The 20291-nt window shown below is 34.2% G+C and carries 18 protein-coding genes; 2 read left to right on the forward strand and 16 right to left on the reverse strand.

The features are described from left to right. Positions 1 to 64: 64 nt before the first annotated feature. The 3 genes from Q1A60_RS20755 to Q1A60_RS20765 all read right to left on the reverse strand — a co-directional run bounded on the left by Q1A60_RS20755 (position 65) and on the right by Q1A60_RS20765 (position 4514). Positions 65 to 2035 carry a vanadium-dependent haloperoxidase gene (locus Q1A60_RS20755; RefSeq protein ID WP_299769525.1) on the reverse strand — a complete coding sequence of 657 codons (1971 nt, stop codon included), beginning with the start codon at positions 2033 to 2035 and terminating at the stop codon, positions 65 to 67. 507 nt (positions 2036 to 2542) lie between these two features. Beyond that, positions 2543 to 3223, reverse strand: a complete 681-nt coding sequence (locus Q1A60_RS20760) for a hypothetical protein (RefSeq protein ID WP_299769527.1) — start codon at positions 3221 to 3223, stop codon at positions 2543 to 2545. Between the two features lie 10 nt (positions 3224 to 3233). Continuing rightward, complete coding sequence (locus tag Q1A60_RS20765; RefSeq protein ID WP_299769531.1) at positions 3234 to 4514, reverse strand: NAD(P)/FAD-dependent oxidoreductase; 1281 nt, start codon at positions 4512 to 4514, stop codon at positions 3234 to 3236. Positions 4515 to 4830: 316 nt separating this feature from the next. On the opposite strand from Q1A60_RS20765, the gene Q1A60_RS20770 reads away from it, so the two are divergent. Continuing rightward, positions 4831 to 7233 (forward strand): T9SS type A sorting domain-containing protein, encoded by a 2403-nt coding sequence (locus tag Q1A60_RS20770; RefSeq protein WP_299769534.1) that lies wholly within the window; start codon positions 4831 to 4833, stop codon positions 7231 to 7233. Positions 7234 to 7241: 8 nt separating this feature from the next. On the opposite strand, the gene Q1A60_RS20775 is transcribed toward Q1A60_RS20770, so the two are convergent. From Q1A60_RS20775 to Q1A60_RS20835, 13 genes are all read right to left on the reverse strand, one after another. Next, a complete protein-coding gene (locus tag Q1A60_RS20775) occupies positions 7242 to 7661 on the reverse strand; it encodes a hypothetical protein (protein ID WP_299769537.1) in 420 nt (139 codons plus the stop codon). A 24-nt stretch (positions 7662 to 7685) separates the two neighbouring features. Further along, positions 7686 to 9374: an alpha-glucosidase gene (locus Q1A60_RS20780; RefSeq protein ID WP_299769540.1), complete on the reverse strand. Its 1689-nt coding sequence runs from the start codon at positions 9372 to 9374 to the stop codon at positions 7686 to 7688. A gap of 59 nt (positions 9375 to 9433) precedes the next feature. Then, positions 9434 to 10354 (reverse strand): hypothetical protein, encoded by a 921-nt coding sequence (locus Q1A60_RS20785; RefSeq protein ID WP_299769542.1) that lies wholly within the window; start codon positions 10352 to 10354, stop codon positions 9434 to 9436. Between the two features lie 190 nt (positions 10355 to 10544). Next, positions 10545 to 11264 carry a sialate O-acetylesterase gene (locus Q1A60_RS20790; protein WP_299769546.1) on the reverse strand — a complete coding sequence of 240 codons (720 nt, stop codon included), beginning with the start codon at positions 11262 to 11264 and terminating at the stop codon, positions 10545 to 10547. Between the two features lie 243 nt (positions 11265 to 11507). Beyond that, on the reverse strand, positions 11508 to 12161 hold the full coding sequence (locus Q1A60_RS20795; RefSeq protein WP_299769549.1) for a hypothetical protein: 654 nt from the start codon (positions 12159 to 12161) through the stop codon (positions 11508 to 11510). A 182-nt stretch (positions 12162 to 12343) separates the two neighbouring features. Continuing rightward, positions 12344 to 13171, reverse strand: coding sequence for a LytTR family DNA-binding domain-containing protein (locus tag Q1A60_RS20800; protein ID WP_299769552.1), 828 nt, complete (start codon positions 13169 to 13171; stop codon positions 12344 to 12346). A gap of 89 nt (positions 13172 to 13260) precedes the next feature. After that, positions 13261 to 14307 (reverse strand): alpha/beta hydrolase, encoded by a 1047-nt coding sequence (locus tag Q1A60_RS20805; protein WP_299769555.1) that lies wholly within the window; start codon positions 14305 to 14307, stop codon positions 13261 to 13263. A 346-nt stretch (positions 14308 to 14653) separates the two neighbouring features. Continuing rightward, positions 14654 to 14887 carry a hypothetical protein gene (locus Q1A60_RS20810; RefSeq protein ID WP_299769558.1) on the reverse strand — a complete coding sequence of 78 codons (234 nt, stop codon included), beginning with the start codon at positions 14885 to 14887 and terminating at the stop codon, positions 14654 to 14656. 113 nt (positions 14888 to 15000) lie between these two features. Next, entirely contained in the window at positions 15001 to 15543 is a 543-nt protein-coding gene (locus Q1A60_RS20815; RefSeq protein ID WP_299769560.1) for a hypothetical protein, read from the reverse strand. Between the two features lie 103 nt (positions 15544 to 15646). Beyond that, positions 15647 to 16456: a class I SAM-dependent methyltransferase gene (locus Q1A60_RS20820; protein WP_299769563.1), complete on the reverse strand. Its 810-nt coding sequence runs from the start codon at positions 16454 to 16456 to the stop codon at positions 15647 to 15649. A gap of 119 nt (positions 16457 to 16575) precedes the next feature. Further along, the gene (locus Q1A60_RS20825; RefSeq protein WP_299769566.1) at positions 16576 to 16950 is read right to left on the reverse strand and encodes an erythromycin esterase family protein; all 375 of its coding nucleotides are present in this window, start codon (positions 16948 to 16950) and stop codon (positions 16576 to 16578) included. Continuing rightward, positions 16944 to 17804 (reverse strand): erythromycin esterase family protein, encoded by an 861-nt coding sequence (locus Q1A60_RS20830; protein ID WP_299769569.1) that lies wholly within the window; start codon positions 17802 to 17804, stop codon positions 16944 to 16946. Before Q1A60_RS20830 ends, Q1A60_RS20825 begins: the two co-directional genes overlap by 7 nt. A 321-nt stretch (positions 17805 to 18125) precedes the next feature. Then, positions 18126 to 19121: a hypothetical protein gene (locus tag Q1A60_RS20835; protein ID WP_299769572.1), complete on the reverse strand. Its 996-nt coding sequence runs from the start codon at positions 19119 to 19121 to the stop codon at positions 18126 to 18128. A 250-nt stretch (positions 19122 to 19371) separates the two neighbouring features. Between Q1A60_RS20835 and Q1A60_RS20840 the strand changes: the two genes are divergently transcribed. Beyond that, on the forward strand, positions 19372 to 20291 hold a 920-nt coding region (locus Q1A60_RS20840; RefSeq protein WP_300008421.1), incomplete at its 3' end, for an IS110 family transposase.

Below are 20291 nucleotides of genomic sequence, written 5' to 3' on the forward strand. Positions count from 1 at the left end.
GGGATATATAAAAAAGCGCTACTCATATTGAGTAGCGCTTTAAAATTATAAATACTGAGCGTTATTAAATTCTCTTTGTATCTCCATTAAATAATGGAACTGTCATTGAGAAGTTTTCTCCAAACAATAACTTTTGCTCTTCAAGAATACCTAAGGCAATCTCTTCTCCCATTAAGATAGACTCATAATAATCTGTGAAGTAATGCACTCCAGCCCAGTCACGTCCTATAGAAATATTAGAACATAATTTATTAAGTTCTCCTTCTACAGTAAGTTTTGCAATTTTATTGTTGCTGTCTAGTACAGGTACAACACTTAGTGATTGCCCTTCATCTACAGATACGTATGCAAGGTTTGATGAGTGAACTTTATCTTCTGTAAGACCTGGTTTTACTTTTTCAAGAATCTTAAAATCTTCTTTTAGCAACTCATCTTTAGGAACTACTTCTAGTAGACTCTTATGATCAAAGAATGCCTTAAGAATGGTTACACATGCGCCAGCTACTGTTGCATGACCTGCTCCATATGCTGGGTGCATAGGAGATCCCTCACAGAAAGCCATTGGTAATAAATAGTTTCCAGTTTTTCCATTTTTATCTGCTACGGCATCAAGAATTTTACACTCTTTTAAATTATCAAACAGCTCTCTTAAATCTGGAGCCATGTGTTGTAATTCATCAATTTTAAATAATCTTGCTGCTAATGCTTCAGGACGTAAACGTCTGTGTACATTGTACTTTTGGAAACGTACTGCTTTTAATGCACGTGTTGCTACTTCAGTAACTAATGATAAGATGTGTGGTCCACCAAAATGAGCAAATCCTTGTTGGTGATCAATCTTGTCATTTCCTTGGAAAGGAATTCCTGGATCAAAAGGAGTTCCATTTGATAAAAGAATTAAACATGCGTTTAAGTATGCTTCATATAATGCATCATAATGTACATACGTAGCAAGATCACGAGGTGTATAGATAAAACGACGTCCCTGAGGCGTATTTCCAGGAAGATATGTTTCAAGAGCACCTACATTTGCTGCATTCTGTACATCTAACCATTCTTCCCAAGTTTGCATGTAGTTTTGACCTGGAGTTGCTGTACGCACACGCTGATCTATAGAAATTGCTCCATACGTGATTAATCCATCTCTGGTTCTGCGTTCTGCATCATTTCCATTAACCCCTGTATTTCCTACTAAAAGGAATTGAGAAAGGTAAGGACCTATGTCATCACCTGGTGTGATTCCTCTATAAGCAGTAGCAGGTGTAGGACATAAACGATCACATCTACGTATTTCTTCCTGCTCATTTAATTTTAAATCTACTTTTTCATTAAACCAATCTAGCTTTTGTAATCTAGCTGTAAACTCTTGTACTTGTTTTACATAATCGGCTTTTGTGTCAAAAGCATTAATAACATAATCTGGCGATATGTCTTTTTTGATATCCTGACCTTTTCCGCATCCCATAACCCCATTGGTATATGCATGGAAAGGGATATCTCTTAATAATGCTTGGGTATACACCTCAGCCATTTCTCCTTCTAATTCCTCACTTCCTAGGCGAGGTGCAGGAGGCATTGTAACTGCTTGTGCATCTGGCCCTTCTAGATCAAACGCCAATCCAGCACTCTGACTTTCCCAAGCACGTAGGCCAACAGGTCTTCCATTGTTACCTGTCTTTGCTTTCTCTGATAACCAGTCAGGAAGCTTACATTCATAACCTACATTTTCTTCACGTCCTAAAGGCGTGTCTCTAAAATCTCTTTCGTCACCACTATCTATCGCATTGATAAACTTTTGGACATTAAGAGGTGTGTTTACCAATCCAGTTTTCTCATTATGAGGCATTCCTTTGGTAAAAGTCATTAAATACGATGGTTCCCCCTTTGCAATGCCGTGACGCTCAGCATTTTTTTGATCATGTCTAAAACATTGTTCGTCTCCATTATCAATATGTGGTAAATGTGGACGGTCATACGCAAGTTGCGCAGCTTTTCTTCTTCTTTCAAGAGCCTCTTCTCTTCTGTAATTGTTCATTCTTTTTTTGATTTTAGTTAATAAATTATCCCCCTGTTAATTTGTATTATTGACAATTAATTATTCTAACTTTCTTCATCATAATACATATGTTAAAGATACATTTACGTATCGTAAATTGCATTGATTTCTTAAGGTTAGATCAGTAATTTCAGTAGCTATATATTTGATTGTCATTTGTTTGTGTTTTCAACTCATTGTCGTTTGCGCTGTACAAGCCTATGAACTATAAAAAAACCTTTTAAAAGGTGTTTTTTTATATGAGACAAATTTATTTGATTGTTATTTAGTTGATTAGGTCATTTGCCCCTTTTGAATAAGGAGTATGAACTACTTTTATACGCTTTCGCGAAAGCGTATAGAGGATTTATAGAATTTACACTTGTACTAAATGAAGAATTGACAAGTGTTTAAGCTCGGCTATGTGGAAAGAAAATATTAGGGATTTATATAAATAACTGATAGTGTCATTTATATTTTTGATGTTTTAGATTTTTTATCCCTGAGTTAATATTTTAATAAGCTAGGTAAATTCTTTTCATCAATAATTAAGAATGTATCAGGACCAAAAATGGTTTGTAAACCTTGTACATCTTTTTGAGAATAAGATTCAATTTCTTTAATTACAAGACCATTTCTTTGATTTTGAAAATGAATTATTTTTTTCATTTTCACATGAATTCCATTTTCTATTTTAGAACCAATACCAGTTAATTTTACGGTATCAACTTCTGTAAGTTGTAATTTTTTAATTCCATTTTGGATTTTAGGGTATACTAACGCTTTATTCGGTATTTCAGTAAGCTTACTCGATTGAGTTGCTATTTGGACATCTATTTCTAAAATAAAATTTAAATGATTATTAACTTCATAACAGGTAATTAAGGTTGGGGAATGGTATATATGTACACCACCTTGATGACTATCCTGAAATTGAATACTATTAATTGCCCAATTCGTAGTATTTCGCCATTTGATTTTTTCTAAATTTATATTGTATGCACTACTTATCAATATATCTCTACCTTTTTGGACTTTGGTATGAACATAACTATTGTAATTACTTGATGGATTTATAGCAGTATTAGTTCTATCTTCTTTAGAGATTATAGTCACTTTAAAGTCTTTACTACAGCCTTGAATATTGATACATAACAAAAGGATACATATGTTTTTAATAAATTTCATTTTAACATTTTTATGTTTTAGCAGGACGTTTATAAGGCCTTACAATGAGTCGTAAGCCATTATTATATCTAAAGTAATTCCACATCCAGTTCACAAACACAACAACGCGGTTTCTAAAGCCTACTAGTAGCATTAGGTGAACAAACATCCAAACCAGCCAAGCAAAGAACCCTTGGAATCTAAATTTCTTGACTTCAACGACAGCTTTATTACGTCCTATAGTAGCCATAGACCCTTTATCATTATAAATGAATGGGAGGGTTTTTTTATTTCGCGCTAAGCGATTGAATGTTTTGGCAAGATACATTCCTTGTTGCATAGCAACAGAGGCAAGCATAGGCAAGCCTTGTGGGTATCGTTCGGATTGTATCAATCCTGCATCGCCAAGAATATACACATTATCGACACCTTTTGCGATACAGAAGTCATCTGTGATAATACGATGTCCTCGTCCTATTTCTGTTGCATTAAGGCCTTCTGGAAAATCTCCTTTTACGCCTGCTGCCCAAATAAGTGTATCTGTTCTAAATGATTCAGGACCATTTGTAGAAACAACATTGTCTTTATAGTCAGTAACAAAGGTTTCTGTCCAGATATGTACACCTAATTTTCTAAGTGCCGTAAATGCTTTTTCTGAAGAGCGCTCATGCATAGGAGCAAGAACTCTTGGCGCTGCCTCTATCAGATGAATTTTCATAACACGTAAATCTAGATCAGGAAAATCATTAGGAAGAATTTTATTTTTAAGTTCGGCAAGCGCGCCTGCAAGTTCAACGCCAGTTGGTCCTGCACCCACAATCACAAAATTCATGAGCTCCTCACGTCTTTCTAGATCTGTAGTATTGAGTGCTTTTTCAAAATTGCCTAAGATTTTAGAACGAAGATTTAATGCATCTGTGAGTGATTTCATAGGAAGTGAATGCGTAGCAATACTATCATTTCCAAAGAAATTGTTTGTAGCACCTGTCGCGATCACTAGTTTGTCATAACCAATATCACCAATAGCCGTTTTAATAATCGATTTTTCTGTGTCTATCTGCTCAACATTGGTAAGCCTATAAAATGTATTCTTTTTTTTACGTAAGATTTTTCGAATAGGATACGCAATAGAATCAGGTTCTAATCCAGCCGAAGATACTTGGTATAATAAAGGTTGAAATGTGTGGTAATTATTTTTGTCAATGAGAACAAGTTGATAGTGATTGGTATCAATCTTTTTAGCAACTTGAAGCCCTGCAAACCCTGCCCCGATAACAACGATTCGAGGTAAATCGATAGTGGGAATATTCATTAAAAATGTTTGAAGTAAAGATACGAAATCACAAAGGGATTTTTGTGCTTTTTAAACACCATTTACTGATCATTTTAGGTAATTATCATATCAATTTGACTTCTTATTAGAAGTATTGATATATAACCGTCATGTTTAACGTTTTTATTTTTTTTTAAATCATGAAATAGATAGGTAATATGATTTAACTTTTTGATTATTAGTTTTTTGAATTGTTTTATATTTTTAATAACCTAGGATGTGTAGGTTTAAACAAGACTGTTAATCTTTTTGAAGATTAGGCTGTAGTTTTTAACTTATAGAAAACTAGCTACTTATGAAAAAGTTAATCCTACTCTTAGTTCTTATAGGAACTGCAACAATTTCTGCGCAAAATGAATTATGGAAACCTCTCAAAACTGGAGCCGGCGGATGGATGACAGGTTTGTATGTCCATCCCAATGGAAATCCTATTTATTCAAGGTCTGATGTTGGTGGAGCTTATAGGTATGAACCATCATCAAATGCTTGGATTCAATTGATCACTTCAAATTCAATGCCTTCGTCAGAGATAGATGTACAACGATATGATGGTGTGTTGAGTATTGTTGGAGCAGATAGTAATCCTGCGATTGCTTATATGGCTTTTGAAGATGGTATTTTTAAATCAGAAAATAGTGGTGATACTTGGGAAAAAACTAATTTTCCATCTATTCAAAACTTTCCTAACAATGATGAATCTAAACTTTCAGGAGAACGTCTTTCTGTAGACCCTATAAATGAAAATATTGTATACTTTGGGAGTATCAATGATGGGTTGTGGGTGACTTTTGATGGTGGTGATTCTTGGAATACTGTCACAACAGTTCCTTCAGGGACTGTAGATAGAGGCGTACGTGAAATCAAATTTGATACAACGAGTGGTAATACCAATGGAAGAACAAATACACTGTATGCAAGTGTCGATGGGGGAGATGTATATACATCTACAGACGCGGGAGTTACTTGGGAGGCAACCAATAGTGGTATAACAAATCCAGTTTTTCTGGATACCGAAATTTCAAATACGGGTATTTTATATATTGTAGGATACGATGGTAATTTTAATAGTATTGGAGCTATGGCCTATGACGGTTTAAACTGGAGGATAGTTTTCCCTAATGGTTCCAATGAATTTTTAAATATTGCATTAGACCCTTTTGATGAAAATAGAGCTTTGTTATTTGGTAACGGATTTACAGATACATTCCAAACTGCAGGCCTTACTACAAATACACCCATGTGGGAATTTAAGACTAAGACAAGAGTAGCACCTACTATTCCCTGGATGGAATGGTATGAAGGGGATTTCTTTTCTTTGGGAGAGATTGTCTTTGATCCTATTGAAGAAGGGAAACTATGGATAAGTGATGGGGTAGGAACATGGACATCTACAGATCTAGAAGATAATGATATTACATGGGTAGAAACTTCTAAAGATCAAGAACACTTGGTGTCTAATGATATTATAGGCCTTACCGATGGTTCTGTAGTGACGGTACATTGGGATAGACCTATATTCAAACACAATGATTTAGATGCTTACCCAGAAACCTATGGACCCATCAATAGATTTAATTCAGCTTGGTCTTTAGATCGTAATATCAATAATCCTAATTTTGTAGTATCTGTAGTAGATGACCATCGTTTTTGTTGTTTTGATGAAGGAACACAGTATTCAGGGTACTCAGAAGATGGAGGTGAGACATGGACAAAGTTTGCATCACTTCCTGAAGGTGATACGCAATTATTTGGTTTTATATCAGTGAGTGCTACAGATATCAATAATATTGTTTGGTTACCAGCAGATAATAAATTGCCTTATTATACTTTAGATAAAGGACAAACTTGGAATCAAGCATCTATTCCTGGTGCTTCAGATACCTGTTGCTTGAGTGGGTTTTTCTTTTCTAGATTAGCATTAACAGCAGATCGTGTAGCGCCTAATACGTTTTATCTCTATGATTTTGGAAATGGATTTATTCATAAAACAATAGATGGTGGCGCCACTTGGACTACAGAAACTGGACTTGATAGTGCCTTTGCTTTTAATGCCAAATTAGAGAGTGTGCCACGTTTTGAAGGGCATTTGTTTTTTGCCAATGGTATTGAGCAAAGCACAGAGTTAATTGAAGGGTTAAAACGATCTACAGATGGAGGAGAAACTTGGACAACACTTTCTAATACAGATAAAGTATTAAATGTTACTCTAGGGGCTCCAGAACCCAATGCTACATATCCTACCGTTTTTATCCAGGGAGAAGTAAATGATGTGTATGGGATTTTTAAGAGTACAGATCAAGGCGAAAATTGGACGCAAATAGGCACGTATCCTTTAGGGATTTACGATCGTGCAAAAGTATTTGAAGCCAACCCGTTTATTCCCGGTGTACTCTATGTAGGATATGCAGGAAATGGATTTGTGTATTATGAAGATGAAAGTGTATTAGGAGTTGAGACCGCTTTCGCGAAAGCGGATATAGAAATTTTCCCAAACCCAACTAGCGATATAATTACAATGAAAAACGCTTTAAATAATAGTACCTATAGTTTGTATAGTGTTACGGGGCAACAATTAATAATAGATCAAAAAATAACAGAAAATGCATCAATTTCACTACAAAGTTATACTAATGGACTCTATTTTTTAAGAGTTCAATCAGGAGGAAAAGTACAAACGTTTAAAGTGATAAAAGAATAAGTACTTTTTTAATACTCAAAATCATAGGCATGTTTACCCCAATCTATTGTTTTGAATTTTTCAAGAATATCATCTTCTATTGGAAAGCAATATGTTTCTTGAAACCAAATTACTAATAATGAAGATGCATGCATATCTTCATTTCTTGCAGGTTGATGATGCCATAACTCTGCAACACATACCATAGAAGGCAAACTCATGGGTGTACCAAATGGATAGGGTCTGTTAATTTTTATGGGTGTTTGCTTAGGCTCAATTAAATAATAATCATTCATATAGCACATTTCTTGCGCTCTTTTGATGACTCTTTCAATAGTACGTTTATTAGATCCATCGGTAGGGAGTCCTTCTAGAAGACCATTGTATGTTCCCCATTGATGTAACTCTCGGATACTTACTTCAATCTTGTCTTTTACTATTATTTTCATGATTTGCGTATTCTTTAAATAACTTTAATCCTCCAGTCGATACACGACTGCTTGCCATGCTCCAAGCATAAATTCTCTATAAGTCTGATCATCTAGAATAAGCGCATTCGAAATCACTTTTACTTTTCGGTTATAGGTAATGTGAGAGGGTAACGTATACTGCACCGTATCATCACTAAAATTAAGTAAAATCAAAAACCGATCGGCGCCTAAAGTGCGGGTATATGCATATATTTCTTCATGATCTAGATGCAAACATTCATAGTCACCATATACCAATGCGAGATTTGATTTTCGTACAGCCGTTATTTTTCTAAAATAGGAAAGTACAGAATAGTCCTCTGTTTCTTGATGTGCTACAGAAACACCGTCATTGTAATTCGGGTTCATGCGTATCCAAGGCGTAACAGAAGTAAATCCTGCATTTGGACTTGCATCCCAATGCATTGGGGTTCGAGCATTTTCACGCGCAGCATGTTGTTCACTTGCCATAAAAATATCTAAATCGCCCCCATTATTTTTTACCAATTCATAGCGATTGATAGTATTGATATCTCGATAATCTTCTATTTCTGTAAAACGTACATTGGTCATCCCAATCTCATCACCTTGATAAAAATAAGGAGTCCCTCTCATGGTCAGTAAAAAGGTATGGAGTAGGGTAGCGCTGTTTTTCCAATGTTCGGGGCTGTCATTTCCCCAGCGACTCACAGACCTTGGAAAATCATGGTTTGCTAAAAATAAACTTCCCCATCCCGCTTTCGCGAAAGCGGAATCCCAATCACTAAATATTTTTTTAAATTCCGAGAGTTTCCAAGCATCATCTCGCATCGTAAATACCTCGCCTGGTTTACGATCTAAGGACATCAAATCAAAGTGGAAAAACATATCCATTTCCTTACGATCTTCATGCACAAAATCCAACGCCTGATCGATATGAATCCCAGGACCTTCCCCTACGGTAAACGCATCATATTTGGAGATGACCTCTCGGTTGAGTTCGTTGAGATATTCGTGTATTTGTGGACCATTAGAATAGTAGGCAATAAACTCGTGTGGTGCTGTAGCATTAATTTCAGGATAGGTAATATCTTTACTTATAAACGGAATCACATCCATACGAAACCCGTCGACACCTTTCTGAAACCAGAAATGCATCATATCATAAATCTCCTGCCGTACCGTTGGATTCTCCCATTTTAAATCGGGTTGCTTTACAGCGAAATAATGTAAATAATAGGCATCCGTTTTTGCATCGTATTGCCATGCATTTTCTTCGACATCAAAATAGCTCCAACGTTTGGGAGGCGTGCCTTTTTCGGCGGGCCACCAGTGGAAATAATCGCGATACGGGTTGTCACGAGACGATCGTGATTGTTGGAACCACTCATGCTCATCGCTACAATGATTGACTACTAAATCCATCACAAGGCGTAAGCCGCGAGCTTTCATACCTGCCAGTAATTCATCAAAATCACTCATGGTGCCAAACTCAGCCATGATTTTTCGGTAATCACGTATATCATATCCATTGTCATCATTAGGTGAATCATATACAGGATTTAACCAGATAATATCTACACCTAGACTAGCGATATACTCTAGTTTTTCGATAATTCCGCGTAAATCTCCTATACCATTTCCAGTTGTATCCTTAAAACTTCTAGGATATATTTGATAAACGATACCTTCTTTCCACCACGTTTGCTGCATGTACTTATTTTTTGAATACTAATTTAGGGAAAGTAGGGTAATATCTTATATGGAAACTACTAGGTATTTTGAATTATAAAACAAGCAACTTTGCTGTCAGAATCAAAGAAAATATAAAGATCTCCGTCTCCCCAAAAGTTCATACTATCAAAGTATTGTTGATACCATTCATCTTTCAAGTGTACATTTGTACGTTCTGTGCTTACTACATCACTTGTGATCTGACCTAAGAAACGCATTGTTTTCTGAGATTTTGGGCAAGTTGGAATATCTGGATATTGTATCCAGCTGGGTACTCCTGTATGTGCCATTCCGTTACTATAATCATTCGATTTTTGACCTTTGATATATACTTTTTTATAAATGATTTCAGAGTCTGGTTGTAAGTCATCATATGAAGTGCCAGCTTCTTTTAACTCTTCTACATTAATCACTTTTGGATGCATAGGATCAGAATAATCAACATATAGTTTTTCAAAGTTTGAATAAAGAGGCGCTATTAAATGAATATCAAAAGGTAACCAAGTAAAGGGAGCATCAGACTTAGAAAATTTTCCTAAATATTGAAATGGAGTGTTAAATTCAAATGATGGCATTGTAAACTCAGGGGGAGCTTCTCCTCCTAGGTAGCTTTGAGAATTTGTAGTTCGATTCAATTCATAAATTTGATGAGGTTTGATAGCTGTATATTCAAGACCTATTTCACTTTCGTTTAATTTTCGTTCTGTTTTTTGACCTTCCTCATGATCATAAGCTTTAACTAATTTTTTGTTTTCAAATACGAGCTCTATAGATGACCAGACAGTATGCGCTGTTTTTTTATCTATGACTTGTGTCTCTATAAATTTCTGACAGTCTTCGTCACCATTAAACTCCGCTTCCCACCCTGCAAGATATATGCGTTGTTCATTCTCTTGTGCGATACAAGAACTCAATATTCCCATGGTGATAAGTAGTAGTATGTTTTTATAAAATTTCATAAGCTGGAGTGGTTCGTATTTGATATGCCATAAAGATATGGTATGTACTAATATAAAAAGCTTTTTTTTGCTTTACCGTTTCACTCTCCTTGCAGTCGTGAACTAGCCTACCGGCAGGCAGGTCTCACAAGTTTGATTTCGCGAAAGCGTATACATAAACCTGTAAGAAAAAGAGGTTAGTTTTACTGTATTATTCTGGAAGTAACGTAAGCATTTTGGTAGCATATCTTCTTCCCATTTCTCTATATCCCTCAGCGTCGAAATGAGCGTTGTCCTGAGCAGTACAATCTGTAGATGGGATAATGTAGGCAGTTTCTACAATGTTGGGTAACGTATTAATAATGGGATTCATACGCCCACAACAACTATCATCTATAGAGACAAGTTCGCCAGCAAGCAATGGAACCTCTTTTGCATCTAACGAAAGTTCTGTAAGCATATCCTGATATATTTTCTTTACATAGGCTGGCCAGTGTGGATCTCCCGTATTTGTTTCTCCTTGATGTAATAAAATTCCTTTAATCACCCCTTTTTGTTGTGCGCGTTTAGCCATCTCCATCAAATAAGCATACGGACTCCCTTTATAGTCTCTTACTTTATTTGTAAACCAATCTTCTTTATAAGTTGTCTGATACTCTTGATATAGATCCTTATCAAATAACCGAATGTCACAACCACCAACAGCAACATTAATAACACCTACTTTAATAGTATCTGGTAAATTAGCCACCATTGTTCTTCCAAAATAATCGGCTGGAGAAAGTCCTGAGTGACATTGGGATAAAGGAGGAACAGCTGGATACCAAGTATCTTTTGTTCTGCCTAGTGTAGGACAATCTAACGCTTGGAGTACTAGAAAACGATCTTCTACTACTTTATCCTGTGCTTCAATAGCTCCTTGTCCTTCCATATTAGATTGCCCAAAACACAAATAAATATGAAAATTAGGGTCTTGCCCATAACTTTTGAAACTCAGTACACTCGATATTGAAATTAGAAAAATAAAAATCCAGCCTTTTGTTTGTATTGTAGAAATGGTATGTATTCGTTAATCGATTTATAGTCTCTATGGTTGTTAGTTAAAGATACTAAAACTCTTCATGGTTAAGAAGTTTGGGATTGGTATGCATTATATTTTATATATAATTCGGATTTAACGAGGTGACCTATTTGGTCCATATTTGTATGTGTACATCATAAACCCAATGATAATAAGTATTCCTATAACAGATGGGATATATTGACTATGAGGTTGGTATTCATCTAATACCGTTCCTGTAAAAGCAGATAGTAAACCAGAAAAAGCACTAGTCATTTTATAAATATGCTCATAAAGCCAAATACGATGCTTTTTATAGGCCTCTTTAGGAATAAGATATCGGATAAAATCATAACTAATAACTAATAGTAATGCACTCACAGTGCTATAAATAATAATGGGAGACCAGATCATACCGATGGATTTGAAGTAATATAGGAAGTATGCTAATACTAGTAAACTCAGAATTGCCACGATGATATCAATACGTTTGGGTGTATTGGTTTTTGTACGTAGAACCCGATATCCTGAAAAAGAAACATATCCAGTTAATACAGTAATAACTAGTAAAAAGGTATTTCTTTTAAAAACAAAAACTCCAATCATACCAGTTATAATAACGATGAAGATTAGTTTCAGAAAGTAGTTTCCGCTTTTAGTATGAATTTTTCCCCCTTTAGTACTTAGCAGCGCTATAATTCCTAATAGTAACGCAATGATTCCTGTGATGACGTGAAGTATGATATTTGAATTGTGAACAATATCCATAGGCTTTGTATTTGATTGATGAAATTCTGTTTTGAAATATATTCATCGCAAATAACTGAAATGTAGCTTGCTATAAAAGAAGAATCGGGTAGGAGGACTGAATAATGGGTGAGTGGTGTGGTAGAATGGGTGAACGAATCTTCAAAAAAGAAGAAGGGAACTAGTATTTGTATTATAATGAATTACTCGATTTTTATTAACCTTCGAATGGTCGTAGTATAACTTTTACTACTCGTGATAGCATCAATTCCAGTATCAAATTCAATAATATACCGACTATTAAGGTGTGGTTTGATCTTCTTGATATGACTTTCATGTACGATATACTTTCGGTGAACTCTAGAAAAATTTTCATCCAATCTTTTTTCAAGAAAAGCTAGGGAATAATCACACAATCTTTTTTCTCCTGAAACCATATACGCAAAAGCATAATTATCATATGCTTCAAAATAAACAATATCAGTAATAGGAATCAATAAAATGGTTTCTCCTTGTTTTACAGGAATGTTTGTTATAGTTTCCTTAGTATCCAGCGGTTTTTGGGGCTCATTTTCTTGCCTTTTTAAATACTCATGGCTTTCATTAGAAGTACTATTTTTTGGCATATAGTTTAAGAAAAAACTAAATCCTAAAATCAAAGCAATAATTCCATTAAACACATACATTTTTCCTGAGGAGAATGGTTGGAAATCCTGGCTTTGGAAAATTAAAGATCTAATATAATGTTCTACTTCTGTTGCTAATGCACCTATTAAGAAGAACACAGAAAATAAGAAGAGATATAACTTGATTTTAGATGTAAAATGAGATGTAAACCAAGTTTTATTCAATCCAATTACTATGAGTATATATCCAATGAGAAAACTTGTTACTATTGATTGGATACTCCATTGAATCCAGTTGAGATTTCCATTCATGATATAATTAGCAGTACCTATTCCTATCCCCACAAATAGAATATGTGGTAAGAAGCGATTTGCTTTTTTTATAGAAATGGGTGAAGTTGTCATGATGAGAGCATCTATGATGTTAAGATAGCATTTTTGAGCATTAATTTATAGGTTTCACAATAATTCATTCTTTGTTTTAAGAAAGTATATTATTTTCCTTGTAACCAATTTTCAATGGCATCAAGAAAGCCATCACATCTTTTATAGGGTAATTTATTATCTTGAAATTCATAGAAACCTCCAGTTTTACACTCGTTTATATTATGATTACAATTGGAAAATGATTGTACGGTCAAGTCTGTATGTTGTCCTATTGTGTTTTCATATAAAGTTTTGGTTTTTTTCCAGTCTACATTCATATCTGTTTCTCCAAATAACGCCAAAACTGGAATTTTTACATTAGATAAGATGGTATCAAAATCTTCAATGTAAATGGGTAAACCTGTTTCTTTATCAAGAGTTTCTTTCATGAGTGGTACTTGAAAACCTGTATAAGTTTCTTCATTCATTTCGCCATAATTCTCTTTAATAAATCGCAACCAAAATGCGTTTTTTTGAAGGTCTTTCGTGGCATTCATATAGGTTTCGAAACTTCCTCCTGCGTGAGCAATTTTTGTTCCTTCCAACCATTGATCAACAATGATTTTAATTGAATCTTTAGACAGTCCTTCAATTCTTAGATTCTCTTCAAGAAGATAGCTGAAGTTTTCCTTATCATCGACACCACTTACTGAGATCCAAAGTGCAATATCTTTATATTCATTTATAATAATTGGATTGATCCAACCTGCTCTACTAATTCCATATAGACCGATAGTATTAGATACTGATTCTTGCTTTTCTTTCAACATTTGGATGGCAGCTATGGCTTCTAGTGCACTATTTTGAACCGATTGGTTGTAATTGAATGTGCCTTCACTTTTTCCGCACCCCATTTTATCCCACATATACGTAGCATATCCTGATTTTACAATGGTTTCTCTTATATCTAAATACCATTCTTGTGCTACAGCATTCGTTTTTCCTGATCCATGGATGATCAGTACAATTCCTTTAGGCTTTTGATCTTTGGGAAGATTTAAGACTCCATTTAATGACACTCCTTCAAATTCAAAGTCTAGAAGATTTCTATTGCTTTGAGCTGTTATATTGGAAGTAATAAGTAATAAGATTGTTAGCGCAGTGATTCTTTTCATTTCTTAGTTATTTTTAATTTACTTCTCCTATCCAAATATCACTAGAGGTTTCATTTTTAAAGATTGCCTAGTAGAGATAGAGACCAATAAATTTGAGTCCTGTTACAATCTCACAGAGGAATTATTTTCGATAATTTATATAAGCACACGTTTAATTATCTTTTATGCTTTTTCCGCTTTCGCGAAACAACACGACGAAGAGTTTTATCTTGAGCGTAGTCAAAGTACAAAAGCGTAGGTAGGATAGGTTAAGATTGTTTTGTGAGTGTTTTGCAAATGAGTATTGTCAATAGGATAGTAGACTTGAGAAGTATACCTAAACTGGTAGAGAAATTTTAGATGTTATTTATGTTACTTTATGTAGTCGATTTTTAGTATGACGACATATGAATTTCCATAGGATATGTGCTATAAAAGCAGCTAACATACCAAAAATCCAAAAAGACAATGTTACGCCTAGCATAGGTAATCCACAATTAATTTCATTAGGATCAAGTTTCAGGTAAAACAATTTTGGAAATACAAATAAGTGTGCAATTATGATAAGAAATAACCATATAAAATCAAGAAACTTATGCATATACTTGCTATTCATATAATAGATCAAATATTGAACTAAAGAAACGCCAATGATAAAATATAAAATCATGTAACTACCTCTATTAATTAATACTTATCTCAATTTGTCTTCAATTAAAACTTACCTAGTGTACGTTTCTTTTTAAGCTCTTCTAATCGATCTGTATTTTTATTCCATATATATTTGCTTGGATCGACTTGTATATAGATACCTGTGAGGTCATTTTTTTCAAAAGCGATTAAAATAGATTCTTTTTTTACTTTTGATTTTTGATGGATTGATTTAATCGTAATATCTTTTTCTTCAGAAATTAAGCAACCTTCACATGAATAGTAGGAACCATTCAAAACAATGATGTCTTGTATTTTGTAAATTTTTTTGAGAGTTTCAGGTTCATATCTCACTATCTCAGAAGTAATGATTTGATACGTTCCATTCGTAAAATTTGTGGAACTGGTTTCTTTGTTGGCATCTATCATACTGGTTCTGGTTTGATATACCAAAGTATCTAGCTCCTTTACATCTGTATATTCCATGCCAATGAGATATTCAAATTCGTCTGTATCTGAAATAATTTCCGAGTTTTGGGAAAGCGCATTGAGTGACAAGAAAATAAAAACAAAAAATATAGAATATGTGAGAATACGATTTTTCATTTTGAATTGATTTTAAGTGTGTTATGCGTGAGTAATGTCACAAAAAATATACCAGATATTGGTGTGCTTTATATTAATTTTTTCGTTCTTGCTTGTAGATAGATTACTCTTTTCTCAATACATATTGATAATACACCGTTTTTCCGTTACTCAATTCAGTATGGATATTCGAACCTTTTACGCCTGCAAAATCGTTGAGTGGTTTTCGTAACCAGCCTTTTACCATCTTTTGAAAGAATGCTAATTTGAATTCATGAAATGCCTCCATGGCATTGACCACTTCCTTTGAAATCAATTCCTTTTTGATCACTTCAAATCCTGCCTCACGAAACGTCTTATCAAGCGCTTCCATCTCTTCTGCAGGACGTAAATCTGCAAACAAAAAATGTCCTTCAGGGCGAAGTACCCTGTATACCTGCTCCACAAACTTTTTCATAGAACCATAGCAATGGGAAGATTCAACATTCACAATGACATCAACGCTTTCATTTGCTAATGGTAAGTTCTCTGCATCTCCATGCATAAACGTTAATCCTTCCACCGAATGATGTTCTTTGCTGAATTTGATCGCATTTTTAGAATAATCAATGCCCGTCATGGTTTTTGGATGAAGATATCGCTTGATGTATGATGCACCACCGCCACGACCACTTCCCACTTCTACAACATCTTTATCGGTAAGATCTACAGCAGATGCCACCTGATGATATAACTGAATCATATACCGATCTTTCTCTTCCTCCTCTTTCAGCGGAATTTTAATAGATGCATCACTCGATTGGTATCCGTAGTTCATATACGTCCATTCTTCTGTGGGATACTTCTTTGCCAGATATTGATATAGTTTTTTCCAAACGAATCGTTTCAGTTCTGGAGAGATTTTAAGAAAAAAAGCAAAGATGTTAGTGAGCATGAGTGAGTAATGTTACTACGATCCAGTATATGGATTGTAGTACTAAGGTAACTTATTTCTATGTAGTTTAATAAGAATTATGGACCTGAGCAGCAGTTACTGATCTTGTAAAACATTTTTTATTCCGCCCAATTGATTGTACTGGTTTTGTCAAGATAGATAATACCATCAAAGGCTTTCCCAATTTCTTTAGTTTCTGTAGATTGGTTTCTTACTTGTGCACCAGCACCACTCATTGTTGTGAATGCTGAATTTAGATACCCAGTTAATTCTTTGTTTTCTCTTGCTTTTCGGAGGTTCAAAAAAGTGTTAGGACTTCCTAACCTTTTTAAGAATTCAGTAAATGTGTTTTCGAGAACGCTATCATAACCAAATGTTTCCATTTTCCAATCCTGTGAAAAAGCCAAGAATTCTCCAGTTCCAAAATCTGTCGCTATATTAAAATAAGAATCTCCATACATTTTCCTCAATTGATGCCCAGTGACATCTACCATTCCGTTATCAAATCCCCAACATGAGCATTATGCGCCCAATAAAGCGCTTTAGATGTGTTTCCGTGAAAATTTAGAATCCATTGAATGTTTTCTGCCATATACATATCTCGAAAATCGTGTTTGCGTTGTTCAGCATGTTGATTAATTGCGGTTACAAATTGTCCTAACACAACAATATGATGATAAGCTAAACTATATTCTTCCTCTGAAGTTTTACGTTTGAATAGTTCATAATTATCAATAAAATACTTTTTGAGTTTTGCATATGATATATAATAATCTACTTTTTCGCTCTCTTCTATAGATTGCCATAAGTGCTTTTCAAACCCGTCTATTTGATAATCAGCATTTACTTTTTCTAAATATTCTCTAATTTTATTGACATCTGAAATTACATATTGCATTTCACAACCATATAAATGAATCTTGTCAGCAGTATTGCTGTTGTATGCTTTTAACCAATTCATTAATTGATAAAATTCCTTTGTTTTATATCTCCAGGTTGAATTATGATCTTCCAAAATGGTTTTTAAATCATCTCTTCTACCCTGAATGTAATCGTTTAGATATTGCCCTTCTCCAAAACCCGTTTCGATGATGAGTGCCTTAAAATTATACTGCTTAGATAGGTACTCCATGAGCTCTTTTGCAAGGAGGGTAAACTCAGCAGTTCCGTGGGTATCTTCTCCATAGCCTACAATTCTAATATCATTTAAAACAGTGTCTAGAAATGAAAATGAATCGCCTTCTATAGTATCAAATCCAGACGCATATGGTTCTAATTCAGAATTACATTGAGAGAAACAAGAAATACTAGATAATAGAAGTATAACTACGAGTGAGTAGATTTTCATTTACAACGTTTTATAGATTGCTACTACAAATATCTAATTTTGAATAAAAGAACCGTAGTGTTTATATATGATTATGTCCTAAAAGAAGAATCTTGGACATTTTGTACTGATCGATTTTGTTTTCTATGCTAAAAGCCAAATTAAAAACCAGATGATTAATGGGCCTATGTTCTATGGGGTATGTTTTTGTTTTTTTCGCTTTCGCGAAACAACACGATGAAGAAGCTTATGCTAAGCGTAGTCGAAGTGCGAAAAATAAAATAGTATTTATCTTTAGAGAACTGGACTATGGTTTTTCATAGGATACGTTGTTAGCAAATGTTATTTCTTTAGTTGTTCTTTTATCTTTATCAGATATTCTACATCTTGATATTTTGAATCTAACCCTTTCATAACTTTCCGCCCTTTAAATTCTAATGCTAGACTTCCAATTTCATTTACAGCTCCTCCTAATTCTGTTAAACTAAGTACCCCCGCTAAAGTAGTCAGACTTGGGTCAATTAATGATAGTATTCCACATGCAACTAATTTTGGAATATGAACTAAATCAATTATAGCTTTAACTGGTTCTTTTTTAATTTCAAAACCGTGTTTTTTAGATGCATCTTCATAATTTTCAATTTTTTGTAATAGAAAGTCTTGGATGTAAGATTTACCTTTATTTACTTCTATTCCGTCTAAAAATAATCTAAGGTTTCTTAATTGTTTTATAGATTCTTTATCTTCACGTACTTCTTTAACGTGATTCCATTTTAAGTTTTTCCCTTCTATGATTGGTAAATCTAACAGAGCTAATTCGATACCTTGATTCAAATCAGCACCTTTCAGCCAATTATATGAGTTGTGATCTTGAAATACCGGAACTACATATTTACCAGATTCTCTATGAAAATTAGTTGTCGATGCTATTAAAAGATTTTTAAAAAAGAAATCAAAGTCAAAGTTTTTTTTATCAAAAGTTGGTTTAAATTGTAAAATGTCTCTCATATCTCCCATAAAATGGAGCTTCCCTTTTTTAATCCGTTGAGATAGTTTTTTAATATTAATTGTAATCTCACCATTAAAATTCTCGTTTAATAGGTGTGCAGATTTTTTTGTTATAATTTTTTTAAAATCCCAATTGTCAATGTTTAGTGAATTCTGAGTATCAATTATGAATTCTGGAATATCTCTTGATATTTCTGGTAAATAAAGGTGATTACCCGTTGGAAAAACACTTTTAGTACTGCCATCTAAACAATATACTTTATCAAAATATAAGGCTAGTTCAGGAGTAGGTTTATTAACAACTGCATATCTCTCTGATTCGTATTTCATAATGTTTACTAACGGCTCCGTATATGAAAAGTAGCGCTGAAAATAAGCGGTTACTTTTCGGATAAACACAAGCCAAATTTTTAAATTTGACGATTTCCAAGTAAAAAAGATAAATAGTAAAATTTAAAAATTTGGCGGACTCTCTAAATATACACAAAACTTTCGTTTAAACACTTATTAGCTATGTTTTATAGCATCGATGAAAAAGCGACAAGTCGAGTATCTTTAAGATGAACTAAAAATTAAAGATATGAGTACTCAAATTATCGCCACTTCTAAGTTATACATTGGTATTGACATTCACAAACGTAGTTGGAAGGTTCATTGTAGTACGGATCTTTTTTCAGGTAAGAGTTTTAGTATGTCACCAGATCCAGACCAATTATTGAATTATGTAGATAAACATTTTGCTGATTATGAAGTAAGTGTTGCTTATGAGGCGGGTTGTTGTGGTTATTCTGCTCATCGTTGTTTTGAGAGTTATGGTTGGCGTTCATTGGTCGTCAATCCAGCAGACATTCATAGAAAAGGTAAGGAGCGTCATACAAAGACCGATAGGATTGATGCACAGTTGATCAGTCGAGAGCTCAAAGATGGTCGTTTAGAAAGTATTTTCATTCCAGATATACAAAGAGAAGAACTTCGTAGTTTGTTTAGAAGGCGTAATGATCTGGTTAAGGATTTTCGTAGGATTAAGAGTTATATCAAGATGCAATTGTTGTATTTCGGTATTAAGGAGCCAATGGAATTTGACAATGATCATTGGAGTCATAGGTATCGTAATTGGTTAGATAATATTATTTTTCAATACCCCACGGCAAAATCTACATTGGATAGCCGTCTTCGTTTTTTTCGATTTGTAGATCAGGAATTACGTGATGTTTCTACAGAGTTGCGTAGATATTGCAAGGTTCATTATAAGAAAGATTATATGTTATTACGAAGTATTCCTGGTATTGGGGGTATTGTTGCTTGTGGCATATTGTGTGAGTTAGGGGATCTTAGGCGTTTTACTAGTGTCAAACATCTAGCAGGTTATGTTGGATTAGCACCAGGAGTTCATCAAAGTGGTGCTAATTATAAAGTAATGGGTATTACACCTCGGGCACATCGATTGATGCGGAGCTACTTTGTAGAAGCTTCTTGGCAAGCGATCCGAGCAGACCCAGT

The organism is uncultured Dokdonia sp., assembly GCF_947492535.1.
Taxonomy (GTDB): Bacteria; Bacteroidota; Bacteroidia; order Flavobacteriales; family Flavobacteriaceae; genus Dokdonia.

Excerpts from the sequence above, each read along its gene's own strand:
- Q1A60_RS20775 (WP_299769537.1), bottom strand. The coding sequence starts at position 7,661 with ATGAAAATAATAGTAAAAGACAAGATTGAAGTAAGTATCCGAGAGTTA.
- Q1A60_RS20830 (WP_299769569.1), bottom strand. The coding sequence starts at position 17,804 with ATGAAAATCTACTCACTCGTAGTTATACTTCTATTATCTAGTATTTCT.
- Q1A60_RS20770 (WP_299769534.1), top strand. The coding sequence starts at position 4,831 with ATGAAAAAGTTAATCCTACTCTTAGTTCTTATAGGAACTGCAACAATT.
- Q1A60_RS20790 (WP_299769546.1), bottom strand. The coding sequence starts at position 11,264 with ATGGAAGGACAAGGAGCTATTGAAGCACAGGATAAAGTAGTAGAAGAT.
- Q1A60_RS20810 (WP_299769558.1), bottom strand. The coding sequence starts at position 14,887 with ATGCATAAGTTTCTTGATTTTATATGGTTATTTCTTATCATAATTGCA.
- Q1A60_RS20825 (WP_299769566.1), bottom strand. The coding sequence starts at position 16,950 with ATGGTAGATGTCACTGGGCATCAATTGAGGAAAATGTATGGAGATTCT.
- Q1A60_RS20765 (WP_299769531.1), bottom strand. The coding sequence starts at position 4,514 with ATGAATATTCCCACTATCGATTTACCTCGAATCGTTGTTATCGGGGCA.
- Q1A60_RS20815 (WP_299769560.1), bottom strand. The coding sequence starts at position 15,543 with ATGAAAAATCGTATTCTCACATATTCTATATTTTTTGTTTTTATTTTC.
- Q1A60_RS20755 (WP_299769525.1), bottom strand. The coding sequence starts at position 2,035 with ATGAACAATTACAGAAGAGAAGAGGCTCTTGAAAGAAGAAGAAAAGCT.
- Q1A60_RS20805 (WP_299769555.1), bottom strand. The coding sequence starts at position 14,307 with ATGAAAAGAATCACTGCGCTAACAATCTTATTACTTATTACTTCCAAT.
- Q1A60_RS20760 (WP_299769527.1), bottom strand. The coding sequence starts at position 3,223 with ATGAAATTTATTAAAAACATATGTATCCTTTTGTTATGTATCAATATT.
- Q1A60_RS20795 (WP_299769549.1), bottom strand. The coding sequence starts at position 12,161 with ATGGATATTGTTCACAATTCAAATATCATACTTCACGTCATCACAGGA.
- Q1A60_RS20780 (WP_299769540.1), bottom strand. The coding sequence starts at position 9,374 with ATGCAGCAAACGTGGTGGAAAGAAGGTATCGTTTATCAAATATATCCT.
- Q1A60_RS20820 (WP_299769563.1), bottom strand. The coding sequence starts at position 16,456 with ATGCTCACTAACATCTTTGCTTTTTTTCTTAAAATCTCTCCAGAACTG.
- Q1A60_RS20785 (WP_299769542.1), bottom strand. The coding sequence starts at position 10,354 with ATGAAATTTTATAAAAACATACTACTACTTATCACCATGGGAATATTG.
- Q1A60_RS20800 (WP_299769552.1), bottom strand. The coding sequence starts at position 13,171 with ATGACAACTTCACCCATTTCTATAAAAAAAGCAAATCGCTTCTTACCA.
- Q1A60_RS20835 (WP_299769572.1), bottom strand. The coding sequence starts at position 19,121 with ATGAAATACGAATCAGAGAGATATGCAGTTGTTAATAAACCTACTCCT.